Origin of the sequence: Cytobacillus kochii, assembly GCF_020171845.1 — a bacterium.
Lineage (GTDB): Bacteria > Bacillota > Bacilli > Bacillales > Cytobacillaceae > Cytobacillus > Cytobacillus kochii.
This window is the reverse complement of sequence record NZ_JAIVAM010000003.1, coordinates 231,520-257,734: the sequence shown is the minus strand read 5'-3', so window position 1 is coordinate 257,734 and position 26,215 is coordinate 231,520. Positions and strand designations below refer to the sequence as shown.

Genomic DNA, 26,215 nt, shown 5'->3' with positions numbered 1-26,215 from the left:
GGATGGATAGCTACACCAAGTTTCATTAAGAAGAGGTGTTATGTAACCTCTTCTTTTTATGATTCGCTTTTGTTTACCTACATTCTACACTAAACTATTCGGGAATCAAACGGATTTTACCCATTCCTCTACAAATTGTAACGCTCCCTCTAATTTTGCTGGGTCTTTTCCACCAGCTTGTGCCATATCTGGACGTCCACCGCCACCGCCTCCACAGCGAGTAGCCACTTCCTTAATTAATTTACCCGCATGATAGCCACTTTTAATCAAATCATCTGTCACACCGGCAATTAAATTCACTTTTCCTTCATTCGCACTACCAAGTACAACCACTGCTGAAGCAAGCTTTTGTTTTAATTCATCTGCCATATTACGCAAGTGGTTCATGTCTGTCGCCTGAACTTTTGCAGCTAATACTTTTACACCGTTCACTTCTTTCACTTGGTCAATCAAGCTTCCAGCTTCAATATTACCCAATTTAGTTGCTAATGATTCATTTTCTCTTTGTAATTGCTTGATTTCTGCATGTAAGCTGTCAATTTTTACTGGTACATCTTTTATATTTGATTTTAATTTAGCTCCAGCCTCTTTTAGTACAGAGATTTGCTCTGTCATCAACTTATAAGCACCTTCACCTGTGACCGCTTCAATTCTTCTCGTGCCTGCACCAATCCCGCTTTCAGATTGGATTTTGAACAAACCAATGACTGCAGTATTCGCCACATGACAACCACCACAAAGTTCTAATGAATAATCGCCGATTTGAACAACTCGTACAATTTTCCCATACTTTTCACCAAATAAAGCCATTGCTCCCATTGCTTTTGCTTCTTCAATATCTTTCAGGTCAATTTGCACATTTAAGCTATTCCAAATCTTCTCGTTAACAATGGTTTCGATTTTCTCTAACTCATCTCCTGTTACTTGTCCAAAGTGAGAAAAGTCGAATCTTAGTCGATCTGGTTCAACGAGAGAACCAGCTTGATTTACATGCGTACCTAATACATCTTTCAATGCTTGGTGAAGAAGATGTGTCGCAGTATGATTTTTTACGATTTTATTACGATTAAAATAATCCACAGTTGCTTTAACCGATGAATGAGCTTTTAATTCTCCTTCAGTGATAACTGCACGATGGAGGTTTTGTCCATTTGGAGCTTTTTGAACATCTTTTATTTCAACCCTCACGCCACTCGCTGTTAGCGTTCCCTTATCAGCGATTTGTCCACCACTTTCAGCATAGAAAGGAGTAGCTGTCAATATTAATTGAACCTCTTCGCCTTGACCAGCTTGGTCTACTAGCTCTCCACCACTTACAATTGAAGCTACTTCAGTATCGATCGTCAACTGTTCATACCCAACAAACTGACTTTCTACCGTAATTTCACCTAGGACACTATCCTGGACTTGCATACTATCTATATCTTGACGAGCAGCTCGAGCGCGATCACGCTGGTTTTCCATCTCTTTTTCAAAGCCATCATGGTCGATGCTCATCCCTTCTTCTTCTGCGTACTCCTCTGTTAATTCAACAGGGAAACCATACGTATCATAAAGACGGAAAACATCTTTTCCATCGATTACAGTATGTCCATTAGCTTTTTCTTTTTTCATTACTTCTGAAAGAATAGCTAAACCCTCGTGTAACGTTTCATGGAAGCGTTCTTCTTCGTTTTTTATGACTTTTTGAATAAAAGCTGTTTTTTCTTTTACTTGTGGATAATAATCAACCATTATTTCTGCAACCACAGGTACTAACTCAAACATGAACGGACGATGAATATTGATTTGTTTCGCATAACGAACCGCGCGACGTAATAATCGTCTAAGGACATATCCTCTACCTTCATTTGATGGAAGAGCGCCATCACCAATCGCAAATGCTACTGTACGAATATGGTCAGCAATCACTTTAAATGCGACATCTTGTTCCGCAGTTTTCCCATATTTCTCAGCAGAAATATCTTCTGTTCCTTTAATGATTGGCATAAATAGATCTGTGTCAAAGTTCGTCTTTACATTTTGCACAACTGAAGCCATACGCTCTAAGCCCATGCCCGTATCAATATTTTTCTTTGGTAGTGGAGTATATGTTCCATCTGGATTATGGTTAAACTCAGAAAATACAAGGTTCCATACTTCCAAATAACGTTCGTTCTCTCCCCCAGGATAGAGCTCAGGATCATTTAAATCGTTACCATACTCTTCTCCTCTATCATAGAAAATTTCTGTGTTCGGCCCACTTGGCCCTTCACCAATATCCCAGAAATTCCCTTCCAAACGAATAATTCGTTCTTCTGGTACACCTACTTTTTCTCTCCATAATTGGTACGCTTCATCGTCCTCAGGGTGGATTGTCACAGATAATTTGTCTTCTTCAAAACCAATCCATTTTGGACTCGTCAAGAATTCCCAAGCATATAGAATCGCTTCTTCTTTAAAATAGTCACCGATAGAAAAATTCCCAAGCATTTCAAAGAATGTATGGTGACGTGCTGTCTTCCCAACATTTTCGATATCATTTGTACGTATTGATTTTTGTGCATTAACGATCCTTGGATTTTCGGGAATCACTCGACCATCAAAATATTTCTTCAATGTAGCTACACCACTATTAATCCATAATAGTGATGGATCTTCATGCGGTACTAAAGAAGCACTTGGTTCCACTGCGTGACCTTTTTCTTTAAAAAAATCTAAAAACATTTGTCTAATTTCTGCACCAGTTAAATGTTTCATAAAAAAACCTCCTAAAAAATTTATGTAACCATAAAAAAAAGCCCTCATCCCCAATACAGGGACGAGAACTTAAGCTCGCGGTACCACCCTGATTGTGAAAGAAAACTCTCACCTCTCAAAGCACCTTAACGCGGTGAACGGCAGTAGTTAACTGCACTCCGGATTAGCTTTCTGTTATCCTTCATCGAGAAATTCTCTCAGCCATGGAATTTCCTCTCTTTCGAATGGGCTATAACATACTTCTTCCATCAACATCTTACATTATATAAATAGATATAGTCGAATTATAGCTAGTTTTTTGCTCCTTTGTCAATATCAATGTCTAACAGTATCAACAAATTCAGCTGAAACTATACCTTATCTGTCCTCTGTCGGTTCATTAACAGTTTACGTGCATGTATAAGACTAATTTTTAGGATCGCCAAAATCGGAACAGCCATAATTAAACCAATGATACCGCCAGCTTCTCCACCAGCTAGTAATGAAAGCATAATAATAAGGGGGTGCATATGTAGACTTTTCCCTACAATTAAAGGAGATAATATATTCCCTTCCACAAATTGTAATACGACAATAATAATTAATGTGATAATCACCATTTTGACTGATAGGGTCGCTGCAATAATCACCGCTGGGACTGCACCAATAATTGGACCAAAATACGGAATAATATTGGTTATTGCAATGATAAAACCAAGTAATAATGGATACTTCATACCGAACACCCAAAATAAAGTAGCTGAAATCACCCCGATTACTAAACATACAAGGAGCTGCCCACGAATATAACCTCCGAGCGACTTATCAACATCTCTTATAAACAAAACAGCCTCTTTTCGCCATCTTCTTGGTGTTAAGTACCAGACTGCTTTTTTTACATCCGTATAATCTTTTAAAAGGTAAAAGGAGATAAATGGGATAATGGCGATGATCAAAGCATAATTAAGAATCTCGAGCAATATATTGATTGCCTTTGTTAATAATTTATCTAATGCTGCTTCAATATCGTTAATCCCATCCTCAACACGTAATTGTAAGGTTTCCGGCCATTCAGATGTGCGTTCTTGAATCAAAGCAATAAAAGAGCGATATTGCTCGGCAAACTCTGGCGCATGATCAACTAAATCATTTAATTGATGAATAAAAGCAGGAATCCCTTTATACAATCCGTAGCCAACACCACCAAAAAATAATAAATATATTCCTAAAGCTGCTAATCCTCTGTGCATACCCGTTTGATGTAACTTTTCAACAATAGGGTGTAAGAGATAAGTAAAAAATGCCCCAAGTAAAAACGGGATCAGCACAACAAGCAGTAATTTTAAAAGAGGGAGCCATAATTCTTTTAATTGGAAAAAGATAAAAAGTAAAATGAGAACAAGCAAAACAAAGCCTAAACGGTACAACCATTTCATACGAACGTCCATACACTACGCCTCCCTTTACTATCTTGAGAAGAGAGCATATGAATTATACATACAAGTTAAAACATGGGGCGGAGTGGATACATTTATTGACATAGCTCAATTATCTGTACGAAAAACGTCCCCAATCGTTTGATTGAGGACGCCATATACATTTAAAACATTTTCATTACTTTTCTTTGTATCTTTTTCATATCCCTTTTTGAGACGATGTTATTTTTCTGCATATAGCTATATGCGGCTACACCTGCGCCTATGACAGCTGCTGAGGTTAACATTTTATTCATCATATGACACCTCTCATAAGAATTTTTATGAAGAAAAACGACGCTCTTCTTCATCAAATAAGTCATCTAAAGAACTTAAAGACCCATCTTCTTCCACTTGGTGAGTGTGGATCATTCCTTTAGACAATGAGAGTTCGATAAAGCAATTCCAACAGTAATATTGATTTATGCCAATCTTACCGACATCTTTGCTTTGACAATTAGGACATTGAAGCATCATGGAAAGGACACCTACCTTATTCTACATTTACAATAATGGCATCCTTTCCAATCGCTGGTGCGCAACTAGCTTTAACTACTTTCTTTCCTTCAAGTACATCAGAAAAGAAGCCATCTGATAGTTCATACCCTACGATTGTGCCCATTTCTTCATTGAAATATACATCTTGAAGAAGTCCTAAGCGATCGCCCTCTCTTGTCATCATCATTCGGCCAGCCAGACGATTTTCATTAGCAATTGTAAAATTACTATGCTTTGGTATAGCTGTTAATACAGCACAACTTTCAATCATCACACCATCCCAACCAAATGAGTACACATCTTTAATATCTAGAAAAAAGGATTTGCGAATAAATGAGTGGTTCTTCACCCATAGTCCCTTTACTAATCCTTCGGGTGAGATGAAGAGATCATTCACTTCACCTATTGCCCTACCGTTATTCAACACGATTACCGACAAGCCTCTTAATAAGGAAAATGTTCGCAAAAGTTACTCCCACCTTCTTTGAACATTGTTATTTTGTTCAAAGATGGTGCGGGTCATTCTTTTTCCAGGTTGGCAATTTGTTTTATGTATATAGGTAAAAAAATAAGATGAGAAAAATCTCTCATCTTAGTCTAATCAGCCTCTAAAAAATCATAAGGTGTGATATTTTCCATTCCTATCAACGGGTCGACTTTCATCAAATAATCTTCATATGTTAATGATTCATCTATAGCTTCAATGGTCTCTCCTTCGAAGATTTCATCCTGTAACTTCAATCGTAAATTAGATCGCCTCGATTGATCATCCAATCGTTGTATACCCATTTTTAACGCTTCTTCATCACCGCATAATATAAGGAACTGCTTGCTTCGTGTAATGGCAGTATATAATAAATTCCTCCGTAACATCCGGTAATAACTTTTAACGACCGGAAGAATAACAATGGGAAACTCACTGCCTTGTGACTTATGAACGGAACAACAATAGGCATGAGTGATTTGATTTAAATCCTGTTTTGTATACGTAGCTTCCACTCCGTCAAAAGAAACAATAACCATATCTTGTTTCTCTGTGTTCTCTTTCGCATAAAATATGGAGATAATTTCACCCATATCACCGTTATAAACGTGGTTTTCAGGTTGATTGACTAATTGCAACACCTTGTCCCCAATGCGATAGACAACATCACCAAAAGCAATTTCCTTTCTACTACCATCTTCATTAGGGTTGAAAATTTCTTGGATCATTTTATTAAGGCGATCAATACCTGCCGGACCACGATACATCGGTGCAAGTACTTGAATATCCTTTGCTAAATAACCCTTTTTCTTTGCATTTCGCACTACTTGGCCGATAACCGTTCCAATTTGACCTGGTTGGCATTGAAAAAAGGAACGGTCTTTTTGTTGCTGAGTAATATTTTGTGGTAATCTTCCCTTTTTCATTTCATGTGCTAACTCAATAATTGAGGAACCTTCCGATTGCCTATAAATATCTGTCAACATAACCGAAGGGATACGTTCAGAAAGTAATAAGTCTCTTAATACTTGACCTGGACCCACAGATGGTAATTGATCTTCATCACCAACAAGAATGACTTGCATTTCTTCAGGTATCGCTTTAAAAAGTTGATTGGCTAGCCAAATATCAACCATGGAAGTTTCATCAACAATAAGTATTTTCCCTTCAAGCGGATTTTCTTCATGATGGTCAAAACCCTCACTTCCATTCCAACCAAGCAATCTGTGAATCGTCACAGCTGGTAATCCTGTAGATTCTGCCATTCTTTTCGCCGCTCTTCCAGTAGGGGCAGCTAATAAAAAGGGAAAAGGCTCTTCTTTTTTATAGTCTTTCGGATTTAAACTACAACCATGTAATTCACCATACAATTCAACAATGCCTTGGATAACCGTTGTTTTTCCCGTACCTGGACCACCTGTTAATATCATCATTGGTGACATTAACGCTTTTTGAATAGCATCTTTTTGAGATGGCGCATATTGTACAGAAAGTCGCTCTTCTAATTGTCCCAAAGCAAGGAGAAATTCCGATTCGGGAAACTGTTCATTAAATTCCGTTTGATTGAGTATACGTTTAATATTTGTAACGATTCCTTTTTCAGAAAAGAAAAGAGAAGGTAAATATAACTGCTGTCCTTCTGCAATCACTTTTCTCTCTTCTCCAAGCTTTATGATTGCTTCACTAATCGCCTCGTAAGGGATTACCTCAGTCGCTTTTTCCTCTAATAGTTTTTTGACAGCAGGGAGTAATTCTTCTGCTTCAGCATATACGTGACCTGCCTGTGCACTTTCACTATCAAGCACATACAAACAAGCTGCTTTAATACGGTCAGGATGACTACCGGACATTCCCACTTGTTGTCCAATCTCATCTGCCCGATGAAAGCCAATCCCTTCAATATCCTCTACGAGTTGATAGGGTTTTTTTTGCAAAATATCTATTGCTTGATCTTTATATGTTTGAAAAATCTTCATAGATAGTTGTGGACCAAAACCAAGTTGATTGAGGTGAATCATGACTTGTTCAATTCCTTGATTCTCCACAAGTGTGTCGTATAAAACTTTCGCTTTTTCACTTGCTAATTTTGGTATCCCATCTAATAATGAAGGATTATTTAAAATGCTATTGATCGCATTTTCCCCAAGCTCGTCCACAATACTTTGTGCCGTTTTCTTACCAATTCCTTTAAAGAGGTCACCTGATAAATAATTAACGACACCTTCTTTTGTTTGAGGCATTTCTTTCTTGTACTGCTCTACATGAAATTGCAACCCAAACTTTGGATGTTCCTTCCATTCCCCTATAAATGTATAGGTCTCCTCTTCATGGATTTTCGGTATGTAGCCAGTAATGACCGCTTCTTTCTCTTCATATTGTGCATTTGTCTCTAGCACCCGAATACGTAAAACCGTATAAAGATTACTCTCATTATGGAAAATAGTCACAAGATGCTTGCCTTTTACATACGTTTTTTGTTCAGCAAATAAATCTAAAGAATTCTGCTCATCCATCCCATATGCTCCTTCCTCTTTAAGCGCATCTTGTTTTTTATATTAGGCTTGTTTTTCAATCATTTTTTTACCGTAGCCGGCAAGCATATGATCCGGTTGAATATCCAATGCACGATTAAAATGAGCGAGTGCCTTTTGCACGTCTTCTTTAAAACCATAAGCTACACCGAGATTATAATGAGCATCTGCATGTTCCTCATCTAATTCAATACATTGTTGTAGTTGCTTAATGGCTTCATCTATTAATTCTAATTGTGCTAAGCAAAGACCATATTGAAAAGCCGCTTCTGCATCCTGTGGATTCAATTCAGTTGCACGTTGCAAGTATGGTAATGCTAATTTCCCTTGCTCTAATTGCATAAGAGAAATACCTAACATAAAATAATTGTCTCCATGGTCGATTCCTTTTTGCATCGCTTGTTCAAACATATTTTTAGCTTCGTCAAATTGTTCTTTTTCAAAAAGTAAATTTCCGACACTATAATATGCAACACCCGCGTTTTCATCAAGTTCGATTGCTTTTAGAAAGAACTTCAGTGCTCGTTCTCCGTCGCCAACGGCTGATAAAACATTACCAAAATTGATATAAGAAACCGCATCCTCAGGGTTTTCATCAATGGCTTCCATAAAAATCTTAGCTGCTTCTTCCCATTTACCTTCTTGCATATATTGAATACCTTGTTGGTTTTTATCCATTATTTATCGACTCCATTTCTATCTCTTTACTCTTCGAAATAGTATAGCATATTTTTCGATAAGACTTCATTCACAGGCTAAACCGTGCAGGCATAATTTGTTGAGGTTTTTAGAATTGGACATAATATGATTAGTACACAGCTTGATTTAATGCTGTTAGCTCAGCGATTTCCCAGCTTCTCCAAAGAATGAGAGGAGAAAAGTTAACTTCGATGATTTCCGGCATTTGTGCGTATCACTTTAGACTCAGTAACCTGTTGAAGATTTATCAAAAAAACGTGGAAAAAATAAAAAACCAGGCAATCAATCTGCCTGATTTTTTATCCTACATATGTGAGTTGATTACTATTAATATACACTTCATCAATTGTTGCTCCACCTAAGCATTCGTCACCGTTATAAAAGACAACTGATTGGCCAGGGGTAATCGCTCTACTTAGCTCATGAAACTTTACTCGAACTTTATTGTCTGCTAAGCGTTCCACCGTTACACTATTGTCTGTCTGACGATATCTAAATTTAGCTGTACATTCAAATGTTTGTGGCATTTCTTTTTCAGATACCCAGCTTACATTCACAGCTACAAGGGAATCGGAATATAATTTTTCATGGTGAAAGCCTTGTCCTACATAAAGAACATTCCTTTTCAAGTCTTTACCAATCGCAAACCAAGGTTCACCTGCTCCACCGATCCCTAGACCATGTCTTTGACCAATTGTGTAATACATTAAACCATCATGCTTACCGACTATTTTACCATCAAATGTCTCCATATTACCTGGTTGAGCTGGTAAGTAGTTACCTAGGAATTCTTTAAAGTTTCTTTCACCAATAAAACAAATACCTGTACTGTCCTTCTTAGTAGCTGTTGCTAAATTCGCTTTTGCCGCAATTTCCCTTACCTCTGACTTTTTAATATTGCCGATTGGGAACATTACTTTTTTTAATTGATCTTGCGAAAGCTGATTAAGGAAATACGTTTGATCTTTGTTTTCATCAAGGCCACGAAGCATTTTTACTTCGCCATCTCTTTCTTCTACACGCGCATAATGGCCAGTTGCTAAATAATCAGCACCTAACTGCATCGCATGTTCTAGAAACGCTTTAAATTTTATTTCCTTATTGCACATAACATCAGGGTTCGGTGTTCTACCTGCTTTATATTCTTCAAGAAAGTAGGTGAACACTTTATCCCAATATTGCTTCTCAAAGTTGACAGCATAGTATGGAATACCGATTTGATTACATACGCGGATTACATCTTCATAGTCTTCCGTCGCTGTACATACACCGTTTTCATCGGTGTCATCCCAGTTTTTCATAAAAATGCCGATGACATCATAGCCTTGTTCTTTGAGAAGGAGTGCAGCTACCGATGAATCAACGCCACCGGACATCCCAACAACGACTCGCGTATCTTTTGGCGCTTTTGTCATTGTCTTCACCTCTCTTTGCTATACTTTATTTATGCTTGAAATCGTTGCACGATTTTACTTACTTCTTTCCCAGCTACACTTGCTTGTTCTAATGTATTACCATAGCCAAAGCTGAACCTTATAGAGTTAGCTAACCGCTCATGTCCTTTACCAAACATCGCGACCAGTACATGCGATGGGTCTATAGATCCTGCTGTACATGCAGAACCACTAGATGCGGCAATCCCTACTAAATCTAAATTAACAAGCATAGCTTCGACATTTGTTCCTGGAAAGCTTAAGTTTAATACATGAGGAAGTGTTTCAGCAAGCGAACTGTTTTGCTTGAACTTTATTCCATTTTCTATCAATGTTTGCAAGAACATATCTCTTAATTGTTGAAAGTGCGTACTTTTAGCCACTCTATTCTGTTGACTTATTTTCACAGCTTCTAAAAAACCAGCAATGGCAGGTACATTTTCCGTTCCAGCTCTACGCTTTCTTTCTTGCTCGCCGCCAAACAATCTTGAAGGAAGGGAAATGTCTTTCCGGCAATATAGAAATCCAATCCCTTTAGGACCATTTATTTTATGAGCTGAAACAGAAAGTAAGTCAATATTTGTTTCATTTACATCTATAGGCAATAAGCCATAAGCTTGTACCGCATCTGTATGAAAGACCGCTTGATGATTAACGAGCAGTTTGCCTATCTCAGCGATGGGCTGAATGGTACCAACTTCATTATTCGCATACATGATGGTAACTAAAATCGTATCATCTCGTAACGCTTTCTTAACAGTGTCTACTTCAATGACCCCTTCATTGTTGACTGGTAAATATGTTACTTCAAATCCTTCTCTTTCAAGCTCTTCGCACGCATGTAGTACTGCATGATGTTCAATTTCTGAAGTGATGATATGCTTACCTTTATTTTGATTCGCTCTAGCTACTCCAAAAATAGCATGATTATCGGATTCGGTTCCACCACTTGTGAAAATAATCTCGTTTGCAAGAGCTCCAATACTTGATGCCATTACTTCTCTTGCCCGATCAAGTACTTGTCTTGCTTCCCTACCAAAAGAATGAATGCTTGATGGATTTCCGTAATCCTCTTGCATCATTCGCATCATTACATCAATTACTTGAGGATGCATCGGACTTGTTGCCGCATGATCCAAATAAATTCTTTCCACTCTTTTCACCTTCTTGCCAATCTGTTAAATATAAAACATATAAGCATCGGATTCACCAGTATCTTTATGGTTTGCTAAATCCTCAATCGTTGTATTATCCAGTACCTCTTTCACTGCGTCACGTATACGCATCCATAATTCTCTTTTGGCTGGTTCTTCATTTTCTATCCCTTCAACTGGACTAATCGGACCTTCTAATACGCGAATAATATCGCCTGAAGTGATCTTTGATGGTTCATCTCCCAGTATATATCCGCCATAAGCTCCTCTTATACTTTTAACAAAACCAGCATTTCTTAAAGGAGCAATTAATTGTTCTAAGTAGTGTTCTGATAAATCATTTGCTTGTGCAATTGTTTTTAATGAAACGGGACCTTCCCCATATTTCTTAGCGAGTTCTATCATAATCGTTAATCCGTAACGACCTTTTGTCGATATTTTCATTCCCGACACCTCTATTCATCTTTATTCTCTCTATAAATTCCATCGTTACCTGTTATGAGGCAATCGATACTTTTCTTTCCTTCATTCGTGCAAGTAACTTATTCGTAAATCGTTGACATTGTGGTAATGCTGCACCGACTATTGGACCAGTAGCCAAGCTTAAAACGATTGTCCCCCAAAAAACAGGACCGCCAAGCTGCCAACCGATAACTAACACAATGATTTCCATACTTGACCTTATATAGGCAACTTTCCAACCTGTTCGATTCATTAATGCCATCATTAAACTATCCCGTGGCCCAGTACCTAAACGAGCTGATATATACAAGCCCATACCATAACAATTAATGAAAAGACCACAAGCAAACATAATGAACTTTCCCCAAATCGTTTCAGGAGTGGTCATAAACGGTAATAATAAATACAAATCAATAAAGATTCCAATAAGAATCATATTAAGATAAGCACCTGCTTTTGGCATCTCTTTACCAATGATTGCCGCAATGGCAAGTACAAGAATACCCACAATAATAGACCAAGTGCCAATTGATAACCCTAATTGATAATACAAACCTACATGCAATACGTCCCAAGGTGTTGCGCCTAAATCTGCAACAATAAGGAGTACAATTCCTAAACTCATTACTAATAAACCGAGTAAATAGATAATAAACCTCGGTCCTGTTTGCCCTATTTTATTATTATTGATCATTTGACAAGCCCTCACAGGATAGATTATTTTTAATCTTTTTTCTTACGCCCTCCATTAAATGGTAGAATACTCTTTAATAAGTAGTTGGATAGGTTAAAAACATTTTTCTTCACAACATATAAATAGACCTTGCTATTATAGCACATTTGCAAGCGTTAATCATTTTAGCTATTTTAATTTTATGATATGTTATCAAAAGGAACAGAATAAGCCTCTTATCTAATTAGGAGTGATATAGTTGAGTATCAAACCGTTAGCTTTTCGAATGAGACCAAGAACAATCAATGAAATTATTGGTCAACAACACCTCGTGGGAGAAGGTAAAATTATTCATAGAATGGTAAAAGCGAAACAACTATCATCGATGATATTATACGGACCACCAGGAATTGGAAAAACCTCTATTGCTAGCGCAATAGCTGGTAGTACTAAATTCGCTTTTCGCACTTTAAATGCAGTGACAAATAATAAAAAGGATATGGAAGTCGTAGCAGCCGAAGCAAAGATGTCAGGTAAGGTTATTTTATTATTAGATGAGGTTCATCGCCTAGATAAAGCAAAACAGGATTTTCTTTTACCTTATTTAGAAAATGGCATGATTACCTTAATAGGTGCTACTACCAGCAATCCTTATCATGCAATTAACCCCGCCATCAGAAGTCGATGTCAAATTTTCGAACTAAAGCCATTAGAAGTGGAAGAGATTAAGACGGCATTAAAAGTAGCTATTGCTGATGAAGATAGGGGGCTAGGTAATAAGACAGTAGACATAGAAGATGAGGCATTAACTCATTTTGCAGCAGCATCTGGAGGCGATGTTCGTAGTTCGCTAAATGCGCTTGAATTGGCAGTGCTTTCAACTGAACCAGATGACTCAGGCACTATCCTCATCACACTTTCAGCTGCCGAAGAATGCATGCAAAAAAAGAGTATGGCACATGACAAAGATGGTGATGCACATTACGATGTTTTATCTGGATTCCAAAAATCCATTCGTGGAAGTGACGTGAATGCCTCCCTTCATTATTTGGGCAGATTAATTGAGGCAGGAGATCTGGTTAGTATTACAAGAAGACTATTGGTTATCGCTTATGAAGATATCGGACTTGCCTCCCCCCAAGCTGGACAAAGAACATTATCAGCCATCGAATCAGCAGAGCGGTTAGGTTTCCCTGAAGCAAGAATTCCGTTAGCTAACGCAGTGATCGAGCTATGCCTTTCACCGAAATCTAATTCAGCTATTATGGCGATTGACCAGGCATTATCAGATATACGTGCAGGCATTAGCGGTGAGGTTCCAGATCACCTAAAAGACGCTCATTATAAAGGGGCGAAAGAATTAGGTAGAGGCATTGACTATCAATACCCGCATGATTATGAAAATGGATGGGTAAAGCAACAATACTTGCCTAATAACATTAAGCAGAAAACTTATTATGAACCAAAAACGAACGGTAAATTTGAACAAGCTCTTTCCACTGTTTACAAACGGCTACAACAGTAAGATGCTTGCTAAAAGAGATAGTAAATCCACCCAGACTTAAATGTTTGAGTGGATTTTCCTCATTTGTTAACAACAAATACTTGGCACTGGCCTACATCTATCTCTGTCACTTTGATTAGTACGTTTAAATCGCAGCGCTTACTTTTTTGTTACACTTATGTCCACTCAAAAAATGGTAAACCAGTTATTCGAAGATAGTTGTTGGAATCTCTTGTGAAAGTAAATTAAGCTCGGACACAGTTACCTATATAAATTCATTACTTTTCATTGTTTTCAAGATTTCAACCATAAAAATAAGCTGCTGGAAATTTCCAGCAGCTTCTAGGTTTTATCCAGCTATATCTCTTTTCTTAAATATGATGAATGCAATGATTTGGAATATCAGAAAATAAACAATCAACATGATTACGGAAAAAGTTAACGTCATTCCTGGTAACATCGGCGTTCCTTCAAAGTACTGAAACAAATCGGTATTAGCAAATAAACTATATTTCGCCCAATCATACTTCATCGCAATGAGGTGAGTAATTTGCCCACCAGCGAACATAAGGAAAATAGATAATCCAATTGCTAATGAACTACTTCTGAATGCTGATGAAATCATAAAGGCCATCGTCGCTAGCATAATGTTTTGGATGGATGATAAGCTATACACATTGATTAAATGCAAAATCATTGACTGTTCTTTTACCACTCCATCTTGATATAAGAGATACGGTTCACTACCACCTAAACCAAATAGAACGAGGCCTAATATCCCAGAGAATATGAAAAGTAAAAAGAGCAAACTGAAACCAAATAACAGCACAGTTATGTATTTGGAGAGAAGAATTTTACTTCTAGTAATTGGCCGAATGAGCAGCAGCTTAATCGTTCCCCAATTAAATTCACTTGCCACAATCCCTCCAGCAATAATAATCATAAATAAACCGGCAAAATCTATTAGCGAAGACATATCAGAAATAAAACTAAGTGCTTCGTAATCTCCATTTGGTGATATATTGTTTTCGATGCGATACTCATTAATGGCAATGATCTTTTCATAGCTTTCTTTTACATCCTCTGGCAGCATATCTCCGGAATTCTCCAGCTCCTTCTGATAGGAGTCAATCTCCATTTGTAACCCTTTTTGCCATTGCTCATTTGGAGGGACTGACCCTTGTACATCTTGGTATTTCATAAAAGCACCTGCTACAGCGACGATAAATAAGAGAATGCCAATCATGACATAAGTGCCACTTCGTTTAAAGATTTTCACCCATTCGTTTCTAATTAATGAGAACATACCTTATTCCGCCTCCTTCTGTAGTGTTGTCACTTCAAGAAAGCGGTCTTCCAACGTTTTCGTCGTTTCTTGAATACGATATATATTAATTCCATCATGAACCCACTCTTTCACCAATAAAGGGATATCCTCTTTTTGTGCTCGCAGCATAAGCGTATTTCCCTTCACTTCTGCTTGCTGTTGTGGAATTAATCTATTGACAGCAAACATTGCTTCTGTTGGATGATCGACGTCGATTTCATATTCCTTTGCCCCTCCTTCTACTTGCTCATGAACAGACTGAATCGTAATTAATTTACCTTTTTGAATGATACCGACTCGATCACACATCATTTCCATTTCTGATAGTAGATGACTAGACACAATGACTGCCATTCCTCTTTCTCTTGCTAACTTCCTTACATGGTCACGGATTTCACGAATACCAGCGGGGTCTAATCCATTTGTTGGTTCATCCAGAATTAACACTTTAGGATCATGTAACAAACATTGGGCTAACCCTAGTCGTTGCCGCATACCTAAAGAATAAGTCTTCACCTTATCATGTATTCTCTCAGTCAAACCAACAAACTCTACTGTCTCCATAATTTTTTCTTTCGTAATTCCTTCTGACATTTTTGCGTAATGTAGGAGATTTTGATAACCACTCATAAATTTATACATTTCTGGATTTTCAACAATCGCTCCTACATGTTGAATTGCCTTCTCAAAGTTTGTTTGCACACTATTACCAAGAATTTTAATATCACCTTCACTAATGCCAATTAAGCCAACAATCATCCGAATAGTGGTTGTTTTACCCGCACCATTAGGACCTAGAAACCCGAAAACCTCTCCTTCCATTACTTCAAAACTTAAGGAATCAATAATTTTTCTCTTTTTAATGATCTTTGTTACATTTTCAATTTTAACTACTGCCTTCATCTCTTTCCTCACCCCTTATATGTTTCTTTCATCCATTCTTTGATAGACAGCCCTTTTTCTTCTCTTATTGTTTCTACATGATACTGACCAAGAAATCTTCCATCTTCTATCATAATTAATTCATCAAGGACTGTTTCAACTTCTTCTATTTCATGTGTAGCCATTAGCACTGTTTGTTTCTCAAAATCAATAAAGCTTAATAATCCCTGAACCAACGTATCCCGAACCATTGGATCTAATCCAGAAAATGGTTCATCTAAAAGTAAAATAGGTGCTCTTCTAGCAAGAGCCAATACTAACTTTAACCGTCCACGGTTTCCTTTCGATAATGACCTAATTTTTACTGAATCATTTAAGTTCATGAATTGAAGTAGTTCCATTGCTTTAACTTGTTCAAAATCAGCAAATTGGCTCTCATAAAAATTCAGCATATCTTTAACCGTAAAAGAAGGATAAAAACTGTCTGCCTCTGTTAAATAGATGACTTTGGACGCAATTCTTCTATTAGCAGGCTCCCCTAATACACTGACTTCACCACTTGAAGGATAGGTTAGACCAGAGATGAGTTTCAGGATGGTCGATTTTCCACTTCCATTCGGTCCCACTAGGCCAATGATTTTCCCAGGGCGTATGGTAAAGCTGATATCTTTCAAAACGTGATTAAAGCCATATTTCTTATTCACCTTATGAAACTCAATCATCATGATCCTCCTTCAGGAATTGAGATAGCCCTTGTTTCATTTCCTCATTAGAAAAACCTAACTCTCGCAAATTATTTACATAGGATTGGATGATCTGTTTTTGCATATCTCTTTTTAAGTTCATTAACTTGGCAGTATCCTCTGTTACAAATGTTCCTTGCCCACGCTTCGCCAAGGCGACTTCCATCCTTTCTAGCTCTTGATACGTTCTTTGAATTGTATTTGGATTCACCCCAAATGTAAGTGCCATCTCACGAACAGAGGGTAATTTTGCCCCTGGAGCTAACTCTTTTCTCACAATCTGTTGACAAACCCGTTCCATGATTTGGAGATATATCGGCTGTGATGAATGAAACTCTTCCGCCATTTTTACACCTCAACCTTCTTTTCGAGCAACCAAGTCGAGGTAATGAATAACAGACTAGCTGTAACGATGTATAAAAGGATTTCTACAATGGAGATTGTACTATCAGCCATATTGAATGTGAACCCGTCTGATTGCACAAAAAAGTTAAAATGCAGCCAATCTACATTTAAATCAAGCTCACTCATATGAACTAATTGTTTGTACCAATCGCTTTCACCTATTAAACCAGAAATGAACATTTGCACAACTACTATGATAGATAAAGATACTGAGCGCACCCTTCCTAAGATCGGTACATTTTTTAAGCTATAGTAAACGAACCAATAAAAACAGAACCATAAACCAAAATAGAAAGACAAACAAGTAATAAATAATAATAAGTAAAGTGGAAGAACAACTGGTATATTGTCATAGAATGAGACACCAGGATTATAATAATAGCTCCCTATTGCTAAGAAAATGGTAATGACTATCGACATTACAAAATAAATACTAATGGCCACTAGCTTACTACTCAATAAATAAGAACCCCGATTTGGGTTATGCAGCCACCCTTGCGTCTTAGTCTCAAAATTTAAGGAATATAAAATAAAAATAGGATAAAACAGAATATGCGCAAAAAATAAGGCAAACAGAAAAGCAGGTAAAATATTGCCTTCCTTAAAATAATGAGTCAATGCGAAGCCTATTAAAACGGTAAAAAACAAGGTTAAAATTACGCCATAAAAGTGAGATTTCATTATCTTTAATTCTTTTACGAGCAAGCCACGAAAAGGATTCATTTTTTCCTCCTTTTTACATCTAGTGTATTAGTTAAATAGTACACCGGTACTTTGTTTCCGTCAAGCCTAATGTATGATTCTTTTTTTAAGGTAGAGGATAATAATAAATGTTTTGATAAGGAGGCTTTCGATGACACATGCATCTTGGCAAGAATCCGACGATCGACTATTAGAAGAATTGGTTAACGAGTATAGCCAAAATGGTGATTCTAAAGCAGATGCCTTTCGCATGGCAGCAAAAAAATTAGGTAGAACAGAATCAGCCTGTCAAACGAGGTATCACAATATGAAGAAGACTAGAGAAGACTCTGCGAGTTTATCTATACAGAAAGTGATTGAATACTTAAAAACAACCCCTGACCTTTTATTATTATCTGAGAACAAGGCACTTTTATTGGAAAATGAGCAATTAGAGGAAAGAAATAAAGAACTTAATCAAAAATGGGAAGAAACTAGCCATCAATTAGAAAACGAGCTTTCACTTTACGAAGGACTAATGTCTGTTATGAAAGAATATCGCAAATAAATGAAGAAAAGCTTGTAGTAACAATAACTACAAGCTTTTCTTCGTTTATTTACTTTCGTCATTTACACGACTAATAGGGATGTCGGCTAATAATTCCTTGACAACATAACTTGCCATAATAAGTCCTGATACAGAAGGCACAAATGCATTAGAAGACGGCGGCATTTTCGCCTTACGTATTTTTGCATCATCTTTCCCAACGGTTTTTCTCACATCTTCACGAATAACGATCGGGCTTTCATCAGAGAAAACGACGGGTATACCTTTACGAATGCCTTCCTTTCGTAAACGAGTACGAATTACCTTAGCAATTGGATCGGTATGCGTTTTAGAAATATCAGCGATTTGGAATCTTGTCGGATCCATCTTATTAGCTGCACCCATACTAGAAATAATCGGTATATCTCTTTTCAAGCACTCTTTCATTAAGTGAATCTTATAAGAAATCGTGTCTGAAGCATCAATGACAAAGTCAGGGTTATAACTAAAGAAATCTTCATATGTTTCTTCTGTATAAAACATTTTCAAAGCAATGACTTCACATTCTGGATTAATATCCATAATTCTCTCTTTCATTACTTCTACTTTTTGCCTACCGACAGTAGAAAGCAACGCAATAATTTGTCTATTGACATTGGTAATATCCACATCATCTTTATCAACAAGCACAAGTCTGCCCACGCCTGAACGAGCAAGGGCCTCAGCTGCAAATGTACCCACTCCCCCGATACCTAATACAGCCACTGTACTATTTTTCATTGTCTCTAAACCATCTTTACCAATGGCAAGCTCATTTCGCGAAAACTGATGTAACATGCTATTTCAACTCCATTCCATATCTATCCTACAAATAATCATACCCGTAAAAAAATATATCATACTTTCCGTTAAATACAAGTAAATCACTGGGATTTCTCGTTCCTTCTTTTGAAAAAGGTGAACAGATTTTTATGGTCAAATGATATCTTTTGACCTTCCTGTTTTGGTACATATTTGTTGGGTTTTTTAAACCCAAAAAATAATGAAGAATGAGGGAGCTTTTCTTTCAGGCGTTGCCGGTTAGAACAGGCGTTTGTAAAGCACTCATACGCTAGGTTCTTTCTGAGGGACTTGCTAATTCATTTTGCGAAGCGCTCACGCCCGGGGGTCCTTCTGAGGGACCTGCTCATCCACTTTGCGAAGCGCTCACGCCCGGGGGTCCTTCTGAGGGACCTGCTCATCCACTTTGCGAAGCGCTCACGCCCGGGGGTCCTTCTGAGGGACCTGCTCATCCACTTTGCGAAGCGCTCACTCCCAGAGGTCCTTCTGAGGGACCTGCTCATCCACTTTGCGAAGCACTCACGCCCGGGGGTCCTTCTGAGGGACCTGCTCATCCACTTTGCGAAGCGCTCAACTCCCAGAGGTCCTTCTGAGGGACCTGCTCATCCACTTTGCGAAGCGCTCACTCCCAGAGGTCCTTCTGAGGGACCTGCTAATCCACTTTGCGAAGCGCTCATACGCCAGATTCATTCTGAGGGACTTGCTCATCCACTTTGCGAAGCGCTCATACACGGGAGTTCCTTCTGAGGGACTTGCTAATCCATTTTGCGAAGCGCTCATACGCCAGATTCATTCTGAGGGACCTACTAATCCATTTTGCGAAGCGCTCACTCCCAGAGTTCCTTCTGAGGGACCTGCTAATCCATTTTGCGAAGCACTCACGCTCGGGGTTCCTTACGAGGGACCTGCTAATCCATTTTTCGAAGCGCTCAGACGCCAGCTTCCTTCTAAGTGACCTGCTAATCCATTTTTCGAAGCACTCAAGCACTCATACACCGGGTTTGTTTCTAACTTGCAAACCTCTTAATAAGTGCACTATTATTCGACCACAAATAAAAAAACCTGATATCTATGATCAGGTTTTTACGTACAATTATAAAGTGAAAGAGTCCCAATTATGCCGTCGTTATTGGTCCTTCATTTTGAACCCGCACTTAGCAGGTGGGTGTCCTGCTCCTCGCATCTGTAAGTCCTCTAGAAATGAGGCATTTACGCTTACGTAGAAAACTCCGGACTCCCGAAGGTAATATGTTCGGTCAAAATTAGGGTAGACGACGTACACATCAGGACTCTTTATGATTGAAGTAATCTTATCATAGCTAAGATATGAATTCAAGAAGTGACATATAGTTCAAAAATCACTTTTTTTACCAATTAATCTTGATTCTTTATATTCAAAGCGAGATGAAGATCATTTAATTGTGCTTCACTTACTTCCCCAGGTGCATCTGTTAAAACGCAACTTGCACTAGCTGTTTTAGGGAAAGCAATTGTATCTCTTAGGTTCGTTCTACCAGCAAGTAACATTACTAGACGATCAAGTCCTAGTGCAATCCCTCCATGTGGCGGAGTACCATAGTCAAATGCTTCAAGTAGGAAACCAAATTGCTCGACAGCTTCCTCTTTAGAAAAACCAAGAATTTCAAACATTCGCTCCTGAATATCTCTTTCGAATATACGTAGGGAACCACCGCCAAGTTCATAGCCATTAAGAACTAGGTCATACGCTTGAGCTTTTACTTCTTCTGGTTGATCAGCTAATTTTTCCAAGTCTTGTCTTTGTGGCATTGTAAAAGGATGATGTGCTGCATAATAGCGACCATCTTCTTCGTCATACTCAAGTAGCGGCCAATCCGTTACCCATAAGAAGTTAAATTTGCTTTCATCAATTAATTTTAATTGCTTACCTAATTTTAGACGAAGCGCACCTAATGCATCGGCAACTACTGATTTCTTATCCGCAACGAATAGTAATAAGTCGCCAGCTTCCACACCAAGCGCTGACTGAATTGCTGCTTGATCTTCTTCAGATACAAATTTAGCAATTGGTCCTTTTAAACCTTCATCTTCTGCTTTTAACCAAGCAAGACCTTTAGCCCCGTATACTGAAACAAATTCCGTCAAGGCATCAATATCTTTACGGGAATAGGTGGAAGCAGCACCTTTTACATTAATTGCTTTCACTTGTCCACCTGATGAAACAGCACCAGCAAATACTTTAAAGCTCGAATCCTTTACGATTTCAGATAGATCCGTTAGCTCCATTTCAAAACGTGTATCTGGCTTATCAGAACCGTATCTTGACATAGCTTCATGATAGGTTAAACGAGGGAATGGGATATGGACTTCTTGTCCTTTGACATCCTTCATGATTTTAGCCATCATACTTTCCATCAACTCAATAATATCTTCTTGGCTCATAAAGCTCATTTCAATATCAATTTGCGTAAATTCCGGTTGACGGTCTGCGCGTAAATCTTCATCTCGGAAGCAACGAGCAATTTGATAATAGCGGTCTACTCCACTGACCATTAATAATTGTTTAAATATTTGTGGCGATTGTGGCAGCGCGTAAAACTCTCCTGGATGCACACGACTTGGCACTAAATAATCGCGCGCTCCTTCTGGTGTACTCTTCGTTAAGATTGGTGTCTCTACATCGATAAAATCAGCATCATCAAGGAATCCTCTAATAGCTTTTGTTACTTGATGGCGTAGCTTTAATGTATTGGCCATCACTGGTCTTCTTAAATCTAGATAACGATATTTTAAGCGAACATCCTCAGATACTTCAGATTTTTCGTCAATCGTAAATGGAGGTGTTTTCGCCTCATTAAGAATCGTTACTTTTTCCACTCGAATTTCAATTTTACCAGTTGTTAAGCTCTCATTAACCGTCCCTTGTTCCCTTTCAATAACGACGCCTTCAATATCTAACACATATTCGTTACGAATTTTTTCTGCTAATGCTAAAGCTTCTTGTGAAACTTCCGGATTAAAGACAACTTGGACTATGCCTGTTCTGTCACGTAGGTCAATAAAGATAAGACCTCCTAAATCACGACGTTTTTGCACCCAACCCTTTAATGTTACTTTCTCACCTATCGCTTTTTCAGTAATCTCTCCGCAGTAGTACGTTCTTCCAAACATCTATGATTCCTCCTAGTTTCTATATAGCGCAGTAAAGTCTTGGATAAATGAAGCAAGCTCCATTTCCTTTTGTTCCCCACTATCCATTATTTTTAAGTTAATTTTATTGTTTTTTAATTCATCTTCACCGATAACAGCTACATATTTTGCGTTCATTCGATCGGCTGCTTTAAATTGTGCCTTAATTTTACGATCAGAATAATCTCTTTCAGCAGAATATCCTGCATGGCGTAATTTGTGGAGCAAACCGACAGAATAATCTCTCGCCTCTTCACCTAATGCGACGATATAACAATCAATGGATTGGTCAATTGGGAGTTCAACATTCTCAGCTTCTAATGCAGCAAGAAATCTCTCAATACTTAGAGCAAAACCAATGCCAGGTGCTTCCGGTCCACCGACTTCTTCTGTTAAACCGTTATACCTGCCTCCACCACAAAGAGTGGTTATTGCGCCAAACCCTTCCGCATCACTCATAATCTCAAAGGCAGTATGCGTATAATAGTCTAAACCACGGACAAGATTCGCATCGACTTCAAATTCAATTTCTAAGTCTGTTAAGTACTGTTGCACTTTTTTGAAGTATTGTTTGGATTCGTCATTTAAGTGATCAATAATTGATGGGGCAGTTTTCATCAATGGATGCTCACGATCTTTTTTACAATCGAGAATGCGCATAGGGTTTTTCTCTAATCTGCTTTGACAATCTGAACAAAATTCATTAATACTCGGGCTGAAATGAGCAATGAGGGCCTCACGATGTTTTGCCCGGCTCTCCTTATCACCTAAACTGTTGATGACTAGTTTTAACTTTTTCAACCCCATTTCTTTATAAAGCGTCATCGCTAAAGCAATAACTTCTGCGTCAATGGCCGGATCATCGCTACCTATCGCTTCTACACCAAATTGGACAAACTGACGGAAACGACCAGCTTGTGGTCTTTCATAACGAAACATTGGCCCCATATAATATAATTTAACAGGCTGATTTGCTTGGCCAAACATTTTATGTTCAACAAATGAACGTACTGTGGAAGCTGTTCCTTCTGGTCTCAATGTTAAGCTTCTTCCACCACGATCTTCAAATGTGTACATTTCCTTCTGGACGATATCGGTTGTATCTCCCACACTTCGTAAAAACAAATCTGTATGTTCAAATATCGGTGTGCGAATCTCCTGATATTGAAATTTATGACAAAGTTCTCTCGCTTTTTGTTCTATTAATTGCCATTTCTCTACTTGACCAGGAAGAATATCCTGGGTACCCCTTGGTAAACGGATTGACATATATACCAAATCCTCCTCTTTCTAAAGCTTAAATAAAAAAACTCTCGTCCCTTGTATTTTTCAATACAAGGGACGAGAGTTGAATATCCCGTGGTGCCACCCTAGTTACAGCATAATAATTATACTGTCTCTTTATACAGATAACGCCTGCATACGTTCTTCCCCTAATAAATTTATATTTTTCAGGGAGAAACCTAAGAAGTGTTCTTTCATCAAATCATCATATAGAAATGCTTTCAGCCTATGGCATTTCCTCTCTTTTTATGTGGAGAATGATTACTCTTCTTCATCATTGGTTCAATTTATTTTATCATTTACTGTATTAAAATATCATTTTATCCTTCTTATCATAATAACCATTGTACAAGATGTCAAGTCTCCATATAGAATTGATGGCGATTTACGTTCTAGAAATTTTCTTTTTCAGTTTTCTCACATCTTGTAAGGAAATTCCGAATTCACTCGCAAGTTCAACCATCGTGGCATCCCCCTCAGCCTGAATAAAATCATGAAAATCAACACCAAATAATTGGTTCTCACCACTTTGCACATTCATCCCTTTTTCACCATATCTCACAGACAATCATCCTTTTACCATATAGTCTTTTACTCATGTTAGTATGGGCAAATCGAATGATATTTATAAAAATAATAAAGAAATAGACAAAAACCATGCAATTCTCCCGAATGGTTTGAAGTGGTAATTACGTTACAACTTGTTTACAAAACAGGTTGATAAACCGATATTAGAAGGGAAACGGCCACACAAAAAAGAAAGTATATATAACCTCATTTATCTTGACGAGAGAGGAAATATTTGCTTATCTTGATAAATGGCAAACAGGAAGGAGGAACGTGGTTGCAAGGCAAAAAACATCTTTGGATAACCATTTGTATGATTCTAGTGATAGCTCTTCTAATACCCATGAAAGAGGCAGAAGCTGAATCAGCAGGACAAAAGCTTCGAATTGCAACAGATAGTCTTAATGTTCGCACAGGTCCAGGATTAAGTTATGCAAGTCTAGGCATGGCGGCAAGAGACGAGACTTACACAATCCTTGATCAAGAAGGTGATTGGTATCAGATTGATTTTGAATCCGGCCAAAAAGGGTGGGTCGCCAATTGGCTTGTTGTAATGGAAACAGAAAATAAGCAAGAAAAAGAAAAACAAGTAAATAGCGGTAGTGAAAAAACCGTTTCCATCAATGCTGATGGTTTAAGAGTTAGAGGTGGTCCTTCAACTGATTATCGCGTTGTTGGCGTTGTCTCAAAAGGAAAAGAATACAAAATCGTCTCCACCGACCAAGATTGGTTCAATATTACGACAGAGTACGGAAATGTATGGGTACACAAAGACTTTGTTCAAGTGAATGGCCAAACCCAAGAAGCAAGCTCTTCATCTAATGAAGAAAAGAAAACGGTGATTAAACAAGGGGTCATTACTGGTAATTCCCTCAACGTTCGTACTAGTCCAGATACAAACAGTAAAGTAATTGGTAAGTTAAATTCAGGTACGTCCGTAGATATTTTATCACAAGAAAATAATTGGACTGAAATCTCATTTCATGGGACAAATGCATGGATAAGTAGTCAATATATCCAAGCAGGCAATAAGCAAGAAAAAAAACAAGAAACTAATAATAATGGCACCATCACCGCTAGTTCGTTAAATGTAAGGGAAAAACCATCATTAAACGGGAACATTATCGGTTCAGTTGCTCAAGGTGACAATTTTCGTATTTTAAAAGAAGAAAATAACTGGACAAATATTGAGCTTCCAAATGGGACAAACGGATGGGTTGCTAGCTGGTATGTGAACAAAGATCAAAGTTCCTCAACGGAATCAAAATCGTCTTCATCTGTCAAAAATGTAACGATTCTGCACAATGGCTCTAATATTCGTCAAAGCGCAACGACTAATGCCACCATTGTAGCAAGAGCCAATCAAGGAGATACATTTGAAGTTGTGGGGACAGAAAAAGATTGGTATGAAATTAAATTAGGTGATGGACAAACAGGTTTTATTGCTGGCTGGATTGTTTCTAATGGCAAACAATCTCAACCAACCGACCAATCTTCTTCTACTCCAGGATTAAAAAACAAAGTGATTGTCTTAGATCCTGGCCATGGAGGAAGAGATAATGGTACAACTGGCGCATCAGGTACACTTGAAAAAACAGTAACGATTCGCACTGCTGAAAAATTGGCTGCAAAATTAAAAGCAGCAGGAGCTACTGTAATATTCACAAGACAACAAGATACATATGTTCCTCTCCAATCACGGGTAAGTGTGTCTCATATGAATAAAGCTGATGCATTCATCAGTATTCATTATGATAGCATAAACGATCGAAGTGTAAGAGGCATGACTACTTATTACTATCACGATTATCAACAGCAATTTGCTGCTGATGTCCATCAAGGGATTATGTCCAAGATCGACTTAAATGATAGAGGATATAGACATGGTGATTATTATGTTATACGTGAAAATAACAGCAAAGCAATATTACTTGAACTAGGTTATTTAAGTAACGCAACAGAGGAAATAAAAGTAACATCTGAACAATACCAAGAAGCTGTTTCGACAGGTATCTTCCAAGGATTACGTACACATTTCCAATAATAATCTCACACCTGCCTTTTTACTTTTAGGCAGGTGTTATTTATATTTTTTGAACTAGTATAAATTAAGGGTTACTTAGCCTAATAAAAAAATGTA

At 37.9% G+C, this 26,215-nt stretch carries 23 protein-coding genes, 1 other RNA gene and 2 other annotated features; of the genes, 3 read left to right on the top strand and 21 right to left on the bottom strand.

Annotation, left to right across the window (positions count from 1 at the left end; all coding sequences use genetic code 11):
• Positions 1 to 105: 105 nt before the first annotated feature.
• The 11 genes from alaS to LCM23_RS04640 form a co-directional block, all read right to left on the bottom strand.
• Positions 106 to 2,739, bottom strand: coding sequence for an alanine--tRNA ligase (gene alaS / locus LCM23_RS04690; protein ID WP_224935903.1), 2,634 nt, complete (start codon positions 2,737 to 2,739; stop codon positions 106 to 108).
• Positions 2,740 to 2,793: 54 nt separating this feature from the next.
• Positions 2,794 to 3,000, bottom strand: a binding site (T-box leader).
• Positions 3,001 to 3,089: 89 nt separating this feature from the next.
• The gene (locus LCM23_RS04685; RefSeq protein WP_224935902.1) at positions 3,090 to 4,166 is read right to left on the bottom strand and encodes an AI-2E family transporter; all 1,077 of its coding nucleotides are present in this window, start codon (positions 4,164 to 4,166) and stop codon (positions 3,090 to 3,092) included.
• A 152-nt stretch (positions 4,167 to 4,318) separates the two neighbouring features.
• Entirely contained in the window at positions 4,319 to 4,450 is a 132-nt protein-coding gene (locus tag LCM23_RS04680; RefSeq protein WP_095372467.1) for a DUF3918 family protein, read from the bottom strand.
• 25 nt (positions 4,451 to 4,475) lie between these two features.
• Positions 4,476 to 4,667 carry a hypothetical protein gene (locus tag LCM23_RS04675; RefSeq protein WP_191811331.1) on the bottom strand — a complete coding sequence of 64 codons (192 nt, stop codon included), beginning with the start codon at positions 4,665 to 4,667 and terminating at the stop codon, positions 4,476 to 4,478.
• Between the two features lie 19 nt (positions 4,668 to 4,686).
• On the bottom strand, positions 4,687 to 5,157 hold the full coding sequence (locus tag LCM23_RS04670) for a PRC-barrel domain-containing protein (RefSeq protein ID WP_224935901.1): 471 nt from the start codon (positions 5,155 to 5,157) through the stop codon (positions 4,687 to 4,689).
• Positions 5,158 to 5,288: 131 nt separating this feature from the next.
• Entirely contained in the window at positions 5,289 to 7,688 is a 2,400-nt protein-coding gene (gene recD2 / locus LCM23_RS04665; protein ID WP_224935900.1) for an SF1B family DNA helicase RecD2, read from the bottom strand.
• 42 nt (positions 7,689 to 7,730) lie between these two features.
• The gene (locus LCM23_RS04660; RefSeq protein WP_095372464.1) at positions 7,731 to 8,384 is read right to left on the bottom strand and encodes a tetratricopeptide repeat protein; all 654 of its coding nucleotides are present in this window, start codon (positions 8,382 to 8,384) and stop codon (positions 7,731 to 7,733) included.
• A gap of 320 nt (positions 8,385 to 8,704) precedes the next feature.
• Positions 8,705 to 9,820 (bottom strand): tRNA 2-thiouridine(34) synthase MnmA, encoded by a 1,116-nt coding sequence (mnmA, locus tag LCM23_RS04655; RefSeq protein WP_224935899.1) that lies wholly within the window; start codon positions 9,818 to 9,820, stop codon positions 8,705 to 8,707.
• A 29-nt stretch (positions 9,821 to 9,849) separates the two neighbouring features.
• On the bottom strand, positions 9,850 to 10,992 hold the full coding sequence (locus tag LCM23_RS04650; RefSeq protein WP_224935898.1) for a cysteine desulfurase family protein: 1,143 nt from the start codon (positions 10,990 to 10,992) through the stop codon (positions 9,850 to 9,852).
• Between the two features lie 24 nt (positions 10,993 to 11,016).
• A complete protein-coding gene (cymR, locus tag LCM23_RS04645) occupies positions 11,017 to 11,436 on the bottom strand; it encodes a cysteine metabolism transcriptional regulator CymR (protein WP_224935897.1) in 420 nt (139 codons plus the stop codon).
• A 52-nt stretch (positions 11,437 to 11,488) separates the two neighbouring features.
• Entirely contained in the window at positions 11,489 to 12,148 is a 660-nt protein-coding gene (locus tag LCM23_RS04640; RefSeq protein ID WP_224935896.1) for a YczE/YyaS/YitT family protein, read from the bottom strand.
• 238 nt (positions 12,149 to 12,386) lie between these two features.
• Between LCM23_RS04640 and LCM23_RS04635 the strand changes: the two genes are divergently transcribed.
• A complete protein-coding gene (locus LCM23_RS04635) occupies positions 12,387 to 13,652 on the top strand; it encodes a replication-associated recombination protein A (protein WP_224935895.1) in 1,266 nt (421 codons plus the stop codon).
• A gap of 328 nt (positions 13,653 to 13,980) precedes the next feature.
• Here the strand turns inward: LCM23_RS04635 and LCM23_RS04630 are convergent, their stop codons facing one another.
• The 5 genes from LCM23_RS04630 to LCM23_RS04610 are packed head-to-tail and all read right to left on the bottom strand — an operon-like array spanning position 13,981 to position 17,711.
• A complete protein-coding gene (locus LCM23_RS04630) occupies positions 13,981 to 14,937 on the bottom strand; it encodes an ABC transporter permease (RefSeq protein WP_224935894.1) in 957 nt (318 codons plus the stop codon).
• Positions 14,938 to 14,940: 3 nt separating this feature from the next.
• Positions 14,941 to 15,861: an ABC transporter ATP-binding protein gene (locus tag LCM23_RS04625; RefSeq protein ID WP_224935893.1), complete on the bottom strand. Its 921-nt coding sequence runs from the start codon at positions 15,859 to 15,861 to the stop codon at positions 14,941 to 14,943.
• An 8-nt stretch (positions 15,862 to 15,869) separates the two neighbouring features.
• The gene (locus LCM23_RS04620) at positions 15,870 to 16,565 is read right to left on the bottom strand and encodes an ABC transporter ATP-binding protein (protein WP_224935892.1); all 696 of its coding nucleotides are present in this window, start codon (positions 16,563 to 16,565) and stop codon (positions 15,870 to 15,872) included.
• Positions 16,555 to 16,929 (bottom strand): GntR family transcriptional regulator, encoded by a 375-nt coding sequence (locus LCM23_RS04615; protein ID WP_224935891.1) that lies wholly within the window; start codon positions 16,927 to 16,929, stop codon positions 16,555 to 16,557. The genes LCM23_RS04620 and LCM23_RS04615 overlap by 11 nt, the downstream gene beginning before the upstream one ends.
• A 2-nt stretch (positions 16,930 to 16,931) precedes the next feature.
• Positions 16,932 to 17,711: a hypothetical protein gene (locus tag LCM23_RS04610; RefSeq protein WP_224935890.1), complete on the bottom strand. Its 780-nt coding sequence runs from the start codon at positions 17,709 to 17,711 to the stop codon at positions 16,932 to 16,934.
• A gap of 130 nt (positions 17,712 to 17,841) precedes the next feature.
• Here LCM23_RS04610 and LCM23_RS04605 point away from each other — a divergent pair, with 130 nt between their 5' ends.
• Positions 17,842 to 18,237 (top strand): hypothetical protein, encoded by a 396-nt coding sequence (locus LCM23_RS04605; protein WP_224935889.1) that lies wholly within the window; start codon positions 17,842 to 17,844, stop codon positions 18,235 to 18,237.
• Positions 18,238 to 18,282: 45 nt separating this feature from the next.
• Here LCM23_RS04605 and LCM23_RS04600 read toward each other — a convergent pair whose 3' ends face one another.
• The 5 genes from LCM23_RS04600 to LCM23_RS04580 form a co-directional block, all read right to left on the bottom strand.
• Positions 18,283 to 19,053: a tRNA threonylcarbamoyladenosine dehydratase gene (locus tag LCM23_RS04600; RefSeq protein ID WP_095372451.1), complete on the bottom strand. Its 771-nt coding sequence runs from the start codon at positions 19,051 to 19,053 to the stop codon at positions 18,283 to 18,285.
• Positions 19,054 to 20,160: 1,107 nt separating this feature from the next.
• Positions 20,161 to 20,349, bottom strand: a non-coding RNA gene (gene ssrS / locus LCM23_RS04595) — 6S RNA.
• 81 nt (positions 20,350 to 20,430) lie between these two features.
• On the bottom strand, positions 20,431 to 22,206 hold the full coding sequence (gene aspS / locus LCM23_RS04590; RefSeq protein ID WP_224935888.1) for an aspartate--tRNA ligase: 1,776 nt from the start codon (positions 22,204 to 22,206) through the stop codon (positions 20,431 to 20,433).
• 12 nt (positions 22,207 to 22,218) lie between these two features.
• A complete protein-coding gene (hisS, locus tag LCM23_RS04585; RefSeq protein WP_224935887.1) occupies positions 22,219 to 23,493 on the bottom strand; it encodes a histidine--tRNA ligase in 1,275 nt (424 codons plus the stop codon).
• A gap of 65 nt (positions 23,494 to 23,558) precedes the next feature.
• Positions 23,559 to 23,795, bottom strand: a binding site (T-box leader).
• Positions 23,796 to 23,893: 98 nt separating this feature from the next.
• Positions 23,894 to 24,070, bottom strand: a complete 177-nt coding sequence (locus LCM23_RS04580) for a hypothetical protein (protein WP_224935886.1) — start codon at positions 24,068 to 24,070, stop codon at positions 23,894 to 23,896.
• A 282-nt stretch (positions 24,071 to 24,352) separates the two neighbouring features.
• On the opposite strand from LCM23_RS04580, the gene LCM23_RS04575 reads away from it, so the two are divergent.
• Positions 24,353 to 26,119 carry an SH3 domain-containing protein gene (locus LCM23_RS04575; protein WP_224935885.1) on the top strand — a complete coding sequence of 589 codons (1,767 nt, stop codon included), beginning with the start codon at positions 24,353 to 24,355 and terminating at the stop codon, positions 26,117 to 26,119.
• The last annotated feature ends 96 nt before the right edge of the window (positions 26,120 to 26,215 follow it).